Origin of the sequence: Embleya sp. NPDC020886 (assembly GCF_044333915.1) — a bacterium.
In the GTDB taxonomy this organism is placed as follows: domain Bacteria; phylum Actinomycetota; class Actinomycetes; order Streptomycetales; family Streptomycetaceae; genus Embleya.
This window is the reverse complement of sequence record NZ_JBIRRX010000002.1, coordinates 147,643-160,842: the sequence shown is the minus strand read 5'-3', so window position 1 is coordinate 160,842 and position 13,200 is coordinate 147,643. Positions and strand designations below refer to the sequence as shown.

The following is a 13,200-nucleotide window of genomic DNA, read 5'->3' as shown; positions in this document are numbered from 1 at the left end:
ATCCGGCGGTGCTCAGCCCTTGGCGGCGTCGACGACGCCCGACGCGGCGACCACGATCTTGCCCTTGGTGGCGCCGGAGCGCGAACCGAGCTTCTCGATCTGGTCGACCAGCTCCTTGCCCTCGACGACCTCGCCGAAGACGACGTGCTTGCCGTCGAGCCAGGAGGTGACGGCGGTGGTGATGAAGAACTGCGAGCCGTTGGTGTTGCGGCCCGCGTTCGCCATCGACAGCAGGTACGGGCGGTCGTGCCTGAGGGTGAAGTTCTCGTCGGCGAACTTCTCCCCGAATATGCTCTTGCCACCGGTGCCGTCGCCGCGGGTGAAGTCGCCACCCTGGAGCATGAATTCCGGGATCACCCGGTGGAACGGCGAACCGGCGTAGCCGAAGCCGTGCTGTCCCGTCGCCAATTCACGGAAGTTGCGCGCGGTCTCCGGGACGACCTCGTCGAAGAGGGCGAAGACGATGCGGCCCTGGGGGGCGTCGTTGATGCTGATGTCGAAGTAGACGTTGCTCATGACGCCCATCCTGCCCTACTCGCGCGGCCCGACCCGTCGGGGGCTCCTCGGCCCACTGCTCCCCGACCGACGCCGACCCCCCTTCCTCCCCTCACCCGGCTCGACGGTTCAGGTGTTGCGCTCCGGTCGGCCGGGGCGCCAGATGCGCGGCCCGATGTCCAGCGCGAGGGCGGGCACGAGCAGGCTGCGGACCAGGAAAGTGTCCAGGAGCACGCCGATGGACACCAGAAGACCCTGCTGTAGGGACGTGACCGTCGGGATGACGGTGAGCACCGCGAAAGTGGCGGCGAGCACGATCCCCGCCGAGGTGATCACCCCGCCCGTGACGGTCAGCGCGGTCAGCATGCCCTCGCGGTGGCCGCGCCGGCGGACCTCCTCCCGGGCCCGGGTCATCAGGAACACGGTGTAGTCGATGCCGAGCGCGACCAGGAAGAGGAAGCCGAAGAGCAGCAGCCCCCGGTCGATGCGCGGATGACCCAGGGCACGGAAGACCAGGACGGCGGCACCCACCGCAGCGGCATAGGAGAGCACCACCGACAGCAGCAGCACGATCGGTGCCACCAGCGCCCGCAGCAGCACCACGAGCATGATCAGCACGATGCCGAGCACCAGCGGGATGAGCAGTTTCTCCTCGCTGCCCTGGGCGTCGGAGGTGTCGAGGGCAACCGCGCTCTGGCCGCCGACCACGGCGTCGGACGCGGCTCCGGGCGCGTGGTCGAGGGTGCTGCGCATCAGTTGCACGGTATGCCGGGCCGCCCGGGTGTCGGGGGCGTCGGCGAGGACCACGTCCAGGTGGGTCCACCCACCCGCGGACCGGTCGACGTTCGCCGATCGCACGCCCGGCACGCCGTCGAGTACGGCCAGCGCGGTCGTGGTTGCGCCCGTGGGCACGTAGACGTCGGCCGGCGCGGCGGATCCGGCGGGGAAGTGCGCGGCCAGGAGTCGTTGGCCGCCGACCGAGTCGACCTCCTTGGTGAACTGCTCCGCCTGGGTCTGGCCGGTGCTCGTGGCGACGGCGCCGAGTGCGAGTGCACCCAGGACCAGTGCGGTGCCGATCCACAACAACCTCGGCGAGCGGCCCACCAGGTAGGCGACCATGGCCCACAACCCGCGACCGGCCCGGGCGGAGGATATGGCGGCGGCGTCCGGCGCGTAGCGCGGCACGAACGGCCAGAACGTCCAGCGGCCCAGGATCACCAGCAGCGCCGGCAGCAGCGAGGTCATCGCCAACGACACCACCGCGACCCCGATGGCCACCACCGGGCCGAGCCCCCGGGTGGAGTTCATGCTGCCGAACACCAGGCACAGCGTCGCCGCGATCACGGTGAGCGCGGACGCGGTGATCGCCGGCAGGCACCTGATCAGCGCCTGCGTCATCGCCTCGTGCCGGTCCTGATGCCGGCGCAGTTCCTCGCGGTAGCGGGCGACCAACAGCAGCGCGTAGTCGGTGCCGACCCCCAGGACCAGGACGGTCAGTACGTACGCGCTCTGCCCGTTGACCAACAATCCGGCGTGCTTGGCGAGCAGGTACACCACCCCGTTCGCGATCTGCGCGCCCAGGGCCACGGACACCAGTGGGATCAGCCACAGGACCGGACTGCGGTAGGTGATCAGCAGGAGCAGCGCGACCAGGCCGAGGGTCGCGCCGAGCAGGGCGACGTCCATCCCGGAGTAGATGTCGATGAAGTCGGCGACGTTGCCCGCCTGGCCGGTGATCCTGACGTCGAGCCCGCCCGGCGCGTTCGCCCGGGCGAGGTCGCGCAGGTCGTGGACGCCGTCGCCGAGCACCTCGCCGTCGTTCTTGGCGGTGCGCAGCGGAACGCTCAGGAACACCGCCTTGCGGTCCTCGGCGACGACCGGCGCGGGCACCGTTCCGGCCGCGGCGTCCTTCGTGGTGAGCGTGGTGCGGTCACCCTCGACCTTGGCCAGGTCGGCGTCGGTGAGGCCGCCGGCGCGGGCGTAGACGACGACGGCGGTGCTGACGTTCTTGTCGGCGAAGTGCTTCTCGCCGACGTCCATGGCCTTGGTCGACTGGGCGTTCGCGGGCAGCCAGGTCTGCGGGTCGTTGTCCTGGACCGAACCGATCTTCGCGGCGAGCGATCCGCCGACGGCGGTCAGCACGACCCAGATCGCCAGGACGGCCCACTTGGAGCGGCGGCCCGCGACCAGGCGGGCGTAGCGCTCCCAGCCGCGTGCGGGCGGTCTCGGTGGAGCGGAGGGCGGGGTCGCCGTCCGGGTTGTCGACATGGTCTTTCCTCTTGGCTCGGCGGCCCGGTCGGGGCCGGGCGGTGTCGGGACGAGGCGGTGCCGGCACGAAGGTGTCCCGGCACGAAGGCGTGCCGGTACAAGGGAGCGCCGGTACGAGGGAGTGCCGGTACGAGGGAGTGCCGCGACGAGCCGCGGTCAGTACGACAGCGAGACGCGGCGCCGGAAGACGGCGTGGTCGTCGAGGTGGCCCAGGACGAAGTCCGCGAGGTCGGCGCGGGAGATCTGCGTCGGCCGGTCCAGGGGGTCGTCCCCGTCGTGGGTGAATCGGTAGCTGCCGGTGTGTGGTCCGTTGCTGAGCATGGGGGCCCGGATGACGGTCCAGTCGACCGTGTCGTCGGCGGCCAGGTCGTCCTCCATGCGCCGCATGTCGGCGTAGGCGTGGCGGTGCAGCGGCCGGATGATCAGCCGGGTGACCAGGCGTTGGGCCGCCGGGGTACCGGCTCCCGAGTCCAGGGCACCGGAGGAGAGGCAGATCAGCCGCCGCACGCCCGCGCCGGCCATCGATCGACGCAGGTTGGCCGTGCCCTGCGAGTAGATCGTGGTGCGGGCCCGGGTGGTGGCGCCCAGGGCGCTGAGCACGGCGGCGTGGCCGGGCAGTACGACGTCGATCGAGGAGCGGTCCAGTGCGTCGCCGGCCACGACGCGCAGCCGTTCGTGGCGCGTGGTGATGCGTTCGGGGTGTCGGGCCAGGGCGGTGACGTGGTGGCCGGCGATCAGGGCCTGCCCGACCAGGCGGGCGCCCGTACCGCCGGCCGCGCCGACGACGAGCAGGTTCACGTCGTGGTCCGGTTCGCTCGCGGGCCGGCGGCGGGCCGACGGAAGGGCGGCGAGCCGGCGAGTTTGCCGCCGTCGATCGGCAGTGTGGCGCCGGTGATGAAGGACGACTCGTCCGAGCACAACCACACCACCGCCGCCGCGACCTCCTCCGGGAGGCCGATCCGCCGCATCGGCATGGCCTGGGCGGCGGCCTGCCGGGCCTGGTCGCCGGCGGCCTCCAGTTGTTCGGTGTGGATCGGTCCGGGCGCGAGCGCGTTGACCCGCAGGCCCGAGTCGGCGTAGTCGAGCGCGGCGGTGCGGGTGAGCCCGATCAGGCCGAACTTGGCCGCGACGTAGCCGCTCAGTCCGCCGACCGCCTGGAGTCCGGCGGTGGAGGACATGTTGACGATGGTGCCCGCGCCCCAGTCGAGCATCGCGGGGATCTCGTACTTCATGGCCAGGAAGACCCCGCGCAGGTTGACCGACAGCGCGCTGTCGAAGTCGGCGACGTCCACGTCGGCGAGCGGGGTGGGCGGGTGGCCGCCGCCGGCCGCGTTGTTGACCGCCGCGTCCAGGTGCCCGAATCGCTCCACGGTCGCGTCGACCAGGCGTTCGACGGAGGCGGCGTCGGTGACGTCGGTGGGCACGGCGAGTGCGCGACCGCCGGCCGTTTCGATCTCGGCGGCCAGCGCGGCCAGCGCGTCGGCGTTGCGGGCGGCGAGTACGACCGCCGCGCCGGCGCGGTGCAGGGCGCGTGCGGTGGCGGCGCCGATGCCGCGACTGGCGCCGGTCACGATCGCGACGCGGCCGTCGAGCGGTTGTGGGGTGGTCATGGTGCACTCCTGTATCGAGGATGGTCGAGAGTGGCGGGGTCGGCGGTCGCGTGTCGGAGTCGGAGATGGGAGACGAGCGATCGCGGCCGGCCCGAAAACGCTTCCGGGCAGGCCGGGGTAGGCGCGATCCGGTGGGTCGCGTAGGATTCAATGGACAGACAGTAAATCCAAAATGATGGAAGGGGCAAGCCGCATGAGTCCGCGTGTGTACAAGTCCGACAAGCGCCAATCCGCCGCAGAGGAGACCCGGCAGCGGATTCTGGCCGCCGCCCGCGCGCTGCTGGCGGCCCCGAAACCCACCCAGATCTCGGTGGACGCGATCGCCAAGGCGGCGGACGTGTCCCGGCAGACGATCTACAACGCCTTCGGCGGCAAGTCCGGCCTGCTGGAGGCCCTGTTCGACTCGCTCGCCACCCGGGCGGAGATCGACCTGCCGGCGGCCTTCGCCGCCGCCGATCCCGACACGGCGCTGCGCCGGTTCGCCGAGAGCTTCTGCCGCTTCTGGGCCTCGGATCCGGTCGTGATCCGCCGGCTGCGCGGCATGGCCGTCATGGACTCGGAACTGGACCGGTTGCTCCGCGAGCGCGACGACATGCGCCGCACCGCGCTGACCACGCTGCTGGACGCCCGGGAGCAGACGGCCGCCGACGAAACGATCGATGTCATCTGGCAGCTCACCGGTTTCGAGACCTACGACGGCCTGGCCCGCCGCGATCCCGCCCGGGACCCGGCGGCGGTGACCGCCCTGGTGGCGACCGCCGTGACAGCCGTGTACGCGGCGGCGGGCGACTGAGGCCGGTTCGCCGCACCCCGGTTCACCGGCCGCACGCTCGCTCGGATCGGCCTCGGTGTCGGTGCGGACGGATACATTCGCCGGAGCCGCCGGAGACTTGCCCCCCAACCAGGTCCGGCGGTGCGCCGAACGGTCCGCCGTCCCCCACGGGCGGCGGACCGTTCACCCGCTCAGCGCGATCGACCGGCGGCGTCGGCCTCGGCCCGCTGCACCAACTGTGCGATCAACGCGGCGAATCGGGACCACAGTTCGCGGGGAAGGCTGTGGCCCATGCCCTCGACCAGGACCGACTCGGCACCGGGGACGGCGGCGGCCGTCGCTGCTACCGCAGCGATCGTGGTCGGCGAGTCCGCGACGCCGACACGGTCGAGGAGCGGGCGTGCGGGATCACCATCGGGGTGTGCGTGAGCGGGTCGGGGGCGATGTCGCAGGCCAGGCCGAAGACCTCGTGTACCCGGGCGGCGGTGAGCACGTCGGCGGGCGGACCCTCGGCGACGACCCGGCCGGCCTTCATCACCACCAGGTTCGAGGCGAACCGGGCGGCCTGGTTGAGGTCGTGCAGCACCGCCACGATGGTGCGGCCCTCGGTGTTCAACTCGGCGCACAGTTCCAACAGGTCGTACTGGTGCGCGATGTCCAGGAAGGTGGTCGGCTCGTCCAGCAGCACGATCGGCGTCTGTTGGGCCAACACCATCGCGATCCAGGCCCGTTGGCGCTGACCGCCGGACAGGTCGCCCGCCGGGGTGCCGGCCAGGTCGGTCAGGCCGGTGCGGTCCAGCGCGAACGCGATCGCCCGGTCGTCGTCCGGCGACCACTGGCGCAGCAGGGTGTGGTGCGGGTGTCGCCCGCGCCGGACCAGGCCGCGCACGCTGATCCCCTCGGGCGCGATCGGGCTCTGCGGGAGCAGCGCGACCTTGCGGGCGAACTCGCGCCCCCGGTGGGTGTGTACGTCCCTGCCGTCGAGGGTGATCGTGCCGCGTACCGGCTCCAGCACCCGGGCGAAGGACTTGAGCAGGGTGGATTTGCCGCACCCGTTGGGACCGACGATGACGGTGAGGCCGCCGGGCGGGATGTCCAGGTCGACGCCTTCGACGACCGGGGCGCGGCCGTAGGTCAGGGTCAGCTCGCGGGCGCTCAGCCCGGCCGGGGCGGGCGCCGGTTTGCCGTTCACAGTCGTCCACTCCTCCATTCGCGGGTCAGCAGGTATCCGAGGTAGCCCCCGCCGAAGGCGAGCGTGTAGATGCCGACGGGCAGGGGTTCCACGTACGGCAGTTGTTGCGCGGCCAGGTCGGCGACGGTCAGCAGCAGCGCGCCCACCAGTGCGGACAACACCAGGTGTGGGCCGGTGCCGCGGGTCAGTCGGCGGGCGATCTGCGGCGCGGTCAGCGCGATGAAGGCGACCGGGCCGGCCACGGTGACCGCGCCGGCGGACAGCACGATGGCCAGTACGACGGCCGACGTGCGGGCTCGGCCCGGGTTGCCGCCGAGGGCGCGCGCCGTCTCGTCGCCCAGTTCGCCCAGGTCCAGGTGCCGGGACAGGGCGACGGCCGGGCCGATCACCACGAGCAGGACCAGCCCGATGGTGGTCGCGTCGTCCCAGGAGCGGGCCGCGACGCTGCCGTTGACGTAGGCGCTGAGCGCGCTCGCCTTGTCGCGTTCGACGACGTAGACGACGTACTGCGTGACGGCCGTGCCGATCGCGGCGACACCGATGCCGGCGACGACCAGGCGTCCCGGGTCGCGAAAGCCGCTGCCGGTGGCCAGATGCACGATGCCCATCGCACCGGTCGCGCCCAGGAGCGCGCCGATCCACACGGGGGTGTCGCCGGGCAGGGTGAGGGCGAAGATCGCCGCTCCGGCGCCCGCGCCGCTGCTGAGGCCGATCACGTCCGGGCTGGCCAGCGGGTTGCGGGTGGCGGTCTGGAACAGCGCGCCGGACAGCCCGAAGGCCGCGCCCGCCCCCAGGCACACCACCAGCCGCGGCCCGCGCAGCCGGTTGAGCACGAACTTCTCCTTGCCCTCCGCGCCGCCGAACACCGCGGGCAGCAGGTCGCCCGGGGCGATGCCCAGCCGACCCAGGGTCAGTGTGGCGACCGCGGCGGCGACGGTCAGCGCCAGTACGACGATCGCGGCGAGCACGCCGGCGCCGCGCACCGGAAGGGCGATCACCGACCCGATCCGCAGGTAGCCGCGTGGGCGCACGGTCTCCTTCGACGCGCTCATCCGCTCTCCCGCATCCGGCGTACGGCGATCAGCAGCGCGGGCGCGCCGACGAACGCGGTGACCACGCCCACCATCAGTTCCTGGGGACGCAGCAGGACTCGGCCGACGACGTCCGCGAGCAGCAGCAGGGCCGGCCCGAGCAGTGCGGCGAAGCCGACCTGGAGTCGGAAGTCGGTGCCCACCAGGGCGCGCACGATGTGCGGGACACCCAGGCCGACGAAGGCGATCGGGCCGACGGCCGCGGTGGCGGCGGCGCTGATCACGGTGGCCGCCGCGAGGCCGCCCGCACGCAGCATCGCCGGGTCGGCGCCGAGCGCGGTGGCCGATTCGTCGCCCAGGGCCAGCGCGTTCAGGCCGGGGCCGAGCAACAGCGCGACGCACAGGCCGAGTACGGCGAACGGCAGCACCGACCAGAAGACGTCCCAGTCGCGTCCGCCCAGTGCGCCGACGACCCAGTAGCGGTAGCTGTCGAAGACCTTGGGCTTGCTGAGCGCGACCGCCTGGATGTACGCGCCGAGCACCGCGGACGACACCGCGCCGGCCAGCACCAGTCGCACCGGACTGCCGCCCGGCCCGCCCGCGCCCAGGACGTGCACGAAGCAGCCGGCGAGCAGGGCGCCGGGCAGGGCCCACCACAGGGCCGCCCAGCTTCCGGTGGCGCCGGCGAACGCGGTGCCGGTGACGATGCCGGCCGCCGCGCCGGCGTTGATGCCCAGCAGTCCCGGGTCGGCGAGCGGGTTTCGGGTGACGCCCTGCATCAGGGTGCCGGCGACGGCCAGACAGGCGCCGGCGAGCACGCCGAGCGCGGTGCGCGGGTAGCGGCTCTCCACCACGGTGGTCAGGTACGGGTCGCCGCGGCCGGTCAGCACGGCCACGACGTCGCCGAACGAGGTCGTCTTGCTGCCGAACATCACGCTCGCCAGGAGCGCCACGGCAAGGAGCGCGAGGCTCGCGGTCAAAAGCGCGACGGTACGACCGGCGCCGGTGCGCGAGGCACCGACGCCGGTCGTACGCAGGCGCGAATCGGCACTCATCCGCGTCGGGTCTCGGCCTCGACTACTTGCCGGCCTTGGCGACCGCGGCGTCGATCAGCGGCAGGTAGCGCTCGATGCTCCACGGCACGGTCAGCGGGTTGATCATCGAGGACGCGGTGACGAACGGATTGTCGTTGCTCGCCACCACGGCGCCGCGCTTGACCGCCGGTATCGCCGCGTACAGGGGCTGGGCCTCGATCTCCTGGCGGGTCTTGGCATCGGTGTAGAAGGTGAAGACGACGTCGCTCGCGGCGAGCTTGTCGGCGTTCTCCAGGCCGATGATCGCCGAGTCGGTGCCGTCGGTCTCCGGGAAGGTGTTCACGATCGGGTCGAGCTTGAGCCCGAGCGAGGAGACCACCGAGACCCGCTGTTCCTCGGGCTTGAACACGCCCAGGGTGCCGGGACCGGTGGTGTAGATGTAGGAGAACGTGACGTTCTTGTAGTTCGGCCGGGTTGCGGCGGCATCCGCGAGTTGCTGCTTGATCTTGGCGGTCAGGTCCCGGGCCTTGTCCGGCTGCCCCAGTGCCTTGCCGACGATGTCGATCTGCTGGTCCCAGTCGGTGCTCCACGCCTTCTCCGGATACGCGACCGTGGGCGCGATGTCCTTGAGCAGGTCGTACTGCTTCCGGGTGAGGCCGGACCAGGGGGCGAGGATGACGTCCGGGTCGAGCGCGGCGATGGCCTCGATGTCGAGTTCCTCGCCGCCCTTGATCTGCTCGGGCAGTTTGCCGCCGGTCCTGGTGACCGCCTCGTGCACCCAGGGCAGGTAGCCGGACTTGTCGCTGCCCCACTCGTAGCTCTCGATGCCCACCGGGACCTGCCCCAGCGCGATCGCGGTCTCGGTCGATCCCTGGCCCAGCGTCACGATCCGCTCGGGCTTCCTGGTGATCCTCGCATCGCCCAGCGCGCTCTTGATGGTGACCGGGAACGCCGCCTGCGTGGCGGCGGGCGCGGACCCGGCGGGCGCGACGGGCGCACCGGCCTTGTCGCTCTCGGCGTCCTTGTCGTCGGAACCACAGGCGCCCAGCGTGAGGGCGAGTGCGGCGACGGCGGCCGGGACCGCGAGGCGGCGACGGAGCAGACCGATGGGGAGCGGGGACATCGATGACCTCTTTCTGTCCGACCGGGCGGTTTTTGCCAACCGAACAGTCGGTAATGGTTCCACTACGGTGCGTCGCCGAGCAGGGGCGGCGTCGTACGACCCGAATGCGCCGCACTTGTTAGGCAAGCCTAAGCTAAGCGTCCGGTGTGTCTCAATGCGCCCCTCGGTTCCGCGGCCCTCCCGGATCTATCGCCGGCCGGCGCCGAGCGGGTCGGGCCGGTCGGCCGCCGGGCGGGCCGCCGACTCCTGGCGGTAGTGGCTGGGACGTCCGTCACGGTGCACCAGCACCCCCAGGCGGGCCGCGTCGGCGCGGTGGAGCAGGTGCGGGCGACCGTCCGGGCGATGCAGGACGGTGGCGTGCCAGGGGGTGGCCCACACGTCCGGGGCGTCCAGGAGTCGGATGCCGAACTTCTCCGAGCCGCGTCGTTGCGGATGGATGGACAGGCGCAGCGCGTCCGGGTGCCGCTCGGCGATCAGGTCGCCCCAGGCGCGACTGCGCTGGATGACGCCGTACGCGCGGGTGCGGCACTCGCGTTGCAGCGCCGAGCGGGTGCCGGGGAAGTCCACCGCGTCCTCGAAGAGGAACCGGGTGATGCCGCGATACAGGCGCAGCGTGTCCTCGTCGGAGCGCACCTGGGCCCGCAACTGCGCGACGCCGGGCGCGTGTCGCGCGTGCAGCCAGGCACGTTTGTGCTCGTGGGTCTCCTCGCCGCGCACGTCGCGCAGGTCGAAGACGCCCAGGTGGCGCAGGTCGTCCCGGGCGATGATCGCGCGCAGTTCGTCGGCGTAGGCGTCGATGTGCGGGTCCGGGACCCCGATCAGGTCGGCGAAGACGTGGCCGTCCGAGCAGATCAGCATCCGGGCGCCGGGTGGGTGGACGCGGGCGATCGCGGCGCACAGTCGGTCCAGGAAGGCCAGGCTCAGGCGTTCGCCCTCGTCGGGGAGCCGGCCCAGGACCTTGTTCGGATTGGGTGACTTGCAGGGGAAGGCCGGGAGGGTCAACACGACGGGTTCGTCGCGGTCGACGAAGCGGGCCAGGCGGTCGAGTTGGTGTGGGAAGTCGGTGATCGATTCGGGCTCGGCGGCGGCGTCGCGGCCGGGCCGGCGCTCCTGCTCCGCCGCGCGCCGGTGGGGCAGCAGGAGGTTCAGGATCGCGGCGCCGACCGCGAGGGGGTGTGCGGGGTCGCGGGGTCGGGCGTCGTGCATGGGTCGGCTGCTCCGCGTGCTCAGTCGCGTGCGCGGTAGGTGACCGGCAGCGCGTCGACGCCGCGCGCGAGCACGGCCGGGATCCAGTCGATGTCCTCGACCGGTACCGCCGGAGCCAGGTCGGGCAGCCGCGCGAGCAGGGTGCCCAGGGCGACCTGGAGTTCGACCCGGGCCAGGGTTGCGGCGGGGCAGAAGTGGATGCCGTGTCCGAACGCGAGGTGCGGGTTGGGGCTGCGGTCGAAGTCGAGGGTGTCCGCGTCGGGGAAACGTTTCGGGTCCCGATTGGCCGCGCACAGCGAGACGATGACCGAGTCGCCGGCGGGCACGACGGTGCCGTGCAGGTCGTCGTCCGCGCCGAGGAAACGCCACGTGGTGAGTTCGAACGCGCTGTCGTAGCGCAGGAGTTCCTCGACTGCGCCGGGCAACAGGGAGGGGTCCGCGCGGAGTCGGGCCAGGTGCTCGGGATGGCGCAGCAGGGTCGTCAGCGCGGTGCTGATCTGGTTGGTGACCGGTTCCTGTCCGGCGACCAGGAGTTGGAAGACCATCGAGTCCAGTTCCTGGTCGGTGAGGTCGCCGGCACCGTGCGCGGCGACCAGTCGGCCGAGCAGGCCCTCGTCCGGGTGGGCGCGCCGGTCGGCGACGACGTCGGCGATGTAGCCCTGGAGTGCGCGCAACCGCCCCTCGTAGTCGGCACGTCCGGGATCGCGCGGCCCGACCGGCTGGACCACCTTGCACCACTCGCGCCGGAATCGGGCCGCCGACTCGGGCGGGAGGCCGATGACTTCGGCCAGCACCAGGAACGGGAAACGAGCGGCGAAACACGCGACGAGATCGGCGCCGCCGGTCACGGGCATGGCGTCGATCAGCGTGTCCGCGAGGTGTCGGATGCGCGGTCGCAGCGCGTCGATCCGACGTGGGGCGAACGCGTCGGTCACCAGGCGCCGCATCGCGGTGTGCTTGGGCGGGTCCTGATGCAGCAGATGCACCTGCAGTTGCGCGTGTTGCGGCTCGGGCATGATCGAGGCGAGGGCCCGCCAGCGATCGTTCCCCAGGTCGTGATTCTTCCCCAACCGCGGATCGTTGAGCGTGTCGAGCGCGGCCTCGTACCCGGTGACCAGCCAGGCCCCGAGCCCACTGGGAAAGCGCACCCGATGCACCGGCCCACGCTCTCGCAACTCGGCGTAGAGCGGGTAGGGATCACGTTTGTGCGCCCGCCCGTACAACTCGACGACTTCGGCGCGATCACGTTCCGGCTCAACGCGGTTCGGGCTGGACGTCGCCGTATTCGGGCCCGGTGCGGGGGCGTTCGGGTCCGGTGCGGACGTGCGGGTGCCGGGCTCGACCCCAGTCACGGGGGGTGGGTCTTCCTGGTGCGGGTTCCGCGCGGGGGCATACATATTCGAGTAGTCGCACGCACCCCGACTCCGGTTCCGACCAAGGGAAACCCGTCTCCCGGGGCCACCTCACCGCCCGTGCCGCGCCCACGGCGCGGCACGGGCAGGTCGGCGGCGGGAGCCGGTGGGGTCAGGGGCGTCGGGCCGCCCAGGCCGTCCGGTTGTTGCGCAGTGTCAGGTCGCGGCGGTTCGCCAGGGCGTCGGGGTGGTCGTCCGCCAACAGGTGGTCGAGTGTGTCGAGGTCGTCGGCGGCCAACCGGTCGTCGAACGCGTCGCGGAAGCGGCGCAGCAGACCGTCCGCGTAGCGTCGCGCACCCGGCGGCGCCGGACTCGCCTCGATCGTGAAGGTGTGCTGCGCGATCATCGTGAAACCGGCCCGCTCCAGGTACGGCCGCCAATCGGGGTGCGCGTTCGCCCCCGCCCGTGCCGCCACCTCGTGACAGCGCGCCTCCAGCCCGGGTCGGCCGATGCCGAGATCGTCGGGCAGGAAACGCGGCTGCGCGTCCATCTCGACGATCACCACCAGGCCGCCGGGGTTCAGCGCCGCGTACAGGTCGCGGAGCAGGCGGTCCGGATCGGCGAAGTGGTGCAGCGACGACACCGCCCACGCGATGTCCACGGCCTCGACGGACGGCCAGGCGACATCCAGGTCGGCCTGCACGATCCGGAGCCGATCCGCCGCGAGCCCGGCCCCCGGCGCCGCCGCGCACAGCCGGTCGAGCAGCGCCGCCGATCGATCGATCGCCACGATTTCGGCCGCCTCGAATCGCCGCGCCAGCGCCAGGCTCCCGGTGCCGGTGCCCGCGCCCACGTCGGCGATCCGGCGCGGCGCCTCGGGGGCGTGCCGGCGGACCCAGTCGGTCAATTCGTCCAGGTACGGCCCGAACACCTCGGCGTCCAGGTCCAGCATGTCGGCCCACCCGGATTCGTCGTGGCCGCCCCCCGGCGCGTCCGCGCCCGCATCCGGGAGCCGGTCCGCGTGTGTGTGGTGCGGGTGTGCGTGGTGGGGGTGCCGGTGCTGCTCGGGGTGCGGATGAGAGTGCGTGCTCATGGCTCAACGGTAGACGCATCCCTG

At 72.2% G+C, this 13,200-nt stretch carries 12 protein-coding genes; 1 reads left to right on the top strand and 11 read right to left on the bottom strand.

Going from position 1 to position 13,200, the window contains the following annotated elements; genetic code table 11:
• Positions 1–12: 12 nt before the first annotated feature.
• The 4 genes from ACH4U8_RS07610 to ACH4U8_RS07595 form a co-directional block, all read right to left on the bottom strand.
• Complete coding sequence (locus ACH4U8_RS07610; RefSeq protein ID WP_379992199.1) at positions 13–516, bottom strand: peptidylprolyl isomerase; 504 nt, start codon at positions 514–516, stop codon at positions 13–15.
• Between the two features lie 108 nt (positions 517–624).
• The gene (locus ACH4U8_RS07605) at positions 625–2,763 is read right to left on the bottom strand and encodes an MMPL family transporter (RefSeq protein WP_395776102.1); all 2,139 of its coding nucleotides are present in this window, start codon (positions 2,761–2,763) and stop codon (positions 625–627) included.
• 156 nt (positions 2,764–2,919) lie between these two features.
• Complete coding sequence (locus ACH4U8_RS07600) at positions 2,920–3,561, bottom strand: NAD(P)-dependent oxidoreductase (protein ID WP_379992197.1); 642 nt, start codon at positions 3,559–3,561, stop codon at positions 2,920–2,922.
• Positions 3,558–4,373, bottom strand: coding sequence for a glucose 1-dehydrogenase (locus tag ACH4U8_RS07595; protein ID WP_360324029.1), 816 nt, complete (start codon positions 4,371–4,373; stop codon positions 3,558–3,560). Before ACH4U8_RS07595 ends, ACH4U8_RS07600 begins: the two co-directional genes overlap by 4 nt.
• A gap of 193 nt (positions 4,374–4,566) precedes the next feature.
• Here ACH4U8_RS07595 and ACH4U8_RS07590 point away from each other — a divergent pair, with 193 nt between their 5' ends.
• Positions 4,567–5,166, top strand: coding sequence for a TetR/AcrR family transcriptional regulator (locus ACH4U8_RS07590; RefSeq protein ID WP_395776101.1), 600 nt, complete (start codon positions 4,567–4,569; stop codon positions 5,164–5,166).
• 322 nt (positions 5,167–5,488) lie between these two features.
• Here the strand turns inward: ACH4U8_RS07590 and ACH4U8_RS07585 are convergent, their stop codons facing one another.
• From ACH4U8_RS07585 to ACH4U8_RS07555, 7 genes are all read right to left on the bottom strand, one after another.
• Positions 5,489–6,355, bottom strand: coding sequence for an ABC transporter ATP-binding protein (locus tag ACH4U8_RS07585; RefSeq protein WP_379992191.1), 867 nt, complete (start codon positions 6,353–6,355; stop codon positions 5,489–5,491).
• Positions 6,334–7,389 (bottom strand): FecCD family ABC transporter permease, encoded by a 1,056-nt coding sequence (locus ACH4U8_RS07580; protein ID WP_395776100.1) that lies wholly within the window; start codon positions 7,387–7,389, stop codon positions 6,334–6,336. The genes ACH4U8_RS07585 and ACH4U8_RS07580 overlap by 22 nt, the downstream gene beginning before the upstream one ends.
• Positions 7,386–8,423: a FecCD family ABC transporter permease gene (locus ACH4U8_RS07575; RefSeq protein ID WP_395776099.1), complete on the bottom strand. Its 1,038-nt coding sequence runs from the start codon at positions 8,421–8,423 to the stop codon at positions 7,386–7,388. Before ACH4U8_RS07575 ends, ACH4U8_RS07580 begins: the two co-directional genes overlap by 4 nt.
• A gap of 22 nt (positions 8,424–8,445) precedes the next feature.
• Positions 8,446–9,525: an iron-siderophore ABC transporter substrate-binding protein gene (locus tag ACH4U8_RS07570; protein ID WP_395776098.1), complete on the bottom strand. Its 1,080-nt coding sequence runs from the start codon at positions 9,523–9,525 to the stop codon at positions 8,446–8,448.
• A gap of 186 nt (positions 9,526–9,711) precedes the next feature.
• The gene (locus ACH4U8_RS07565; RefSeq protein ID WP_395776097.1) at positions 9,712–10,731 is read right to left on the bottom strand and encodes an L-tyrosine/L-tryptophan isonitrile synthase family protein; all 1,020 of its coding nucleotides are present in this window, start codon (positions 10,729–10,731) and stop codon (positions 9,712–9,714) included.
• A gap of 20 nt (positions 10,732–10,751) precedes the next feature.
• Positions 10,752–11,954 carry a cytochrome P450 gene (locus tag ACH4U8_RS07560; protein WP_395776979.1) on the bottom strand — a complete coding sequence of 401 codons (1,203 nt, stop codon included), beginning with the start codon at positions 11,952–11,954 and terminating at the stop codon, positions 10,752–10,754.
• 301 nt (positions 11,955–12,255) lie between these two features.
• Positions 12,256–13,176, bottom strand: a complete 921-nt coding sequence (locus tag ACH4U8_RS07555) for a class I SAM-dependent methyltransferase (RefSeq protein ID WP_395776096.1) — start codon at positions 13,174–13,176, stop codon at positions 12,256–12,258.
• Positions 13,177–13,200: the final 24 nt, after the last annotated feature.

Coding starts and splice junctions, on each gene's coding strand:
- ACH4U8_RS07595 (WP_360324029.1), bottom strand. CDS start 4,373: ATGACCACCCCACAACCGCTCGACGGCCGCGTCGCGATCGTGACCGGC.
- ACH4U8_RS07565 (WP_395776097.1), bottom strand. CDS start 10,731: ATGCACGACGCCCGACCCCGCGACCCCGCACACCCCCTCGCGGTCGGC.
- ACH4U8_RS07610 (WP_379992199.1), bottom strand. CDS start 516: ATGAGCAACGTCTACTTCGACATCAGCATCAACGACGCCCCCCAGGGC.
- ACH4U8_RS07570 (WP_395776098.1), bottom strand. CDS start 9,525: ATGTCCCCGCTCCCCATCGGTCTGCTCCGTCGCCGCCTCGCGGTCCCG.
- ACH4U8_RS07605 (WP_395776102.1), bottom strand. CDS start 2,763: ATGTCGACAACCCGGACGGCGACCCCGCCCTCCGCTCCACCGAGACCG.
- ACH4U8_RS07580 (WP_395776100.1), bottom strand. CDS start 7,389: ATGAGCGCGTCGAAGGAGACCGTGCGCCCACGCGGCTACCTGCGGATC.
- ACH4U8_RS07575 (WP_395776099.1), bottom strand. CDS start 8,423: ATGAGTGCCGATTCGCGCCTGCGTACGACCGGCGTCGGTGCCTCGCGC.
- ACH4U8_RS07590 (WP_395776101.1), top strand. CDS start 4,567: ATGAGTCCGCGTGTGTACAAGTCCGACAAGCGCCAATCCGCCGCAGAG.
- ACH4U8_RS07585 (WP_379992191.1), bottom strand. CDS start 6,355: ATGGAGGAGTGGACGACTGTGAACGGCAAACCGGCGCCCGCCCCGGCC.
- ACH4U8_RS07555 (WP_395776096.1), bottom strand. CDS start 13,176: ATGAGCACGCACTCTCATCCGCACCCCGAGCAGCACCGGCACCCCCAC.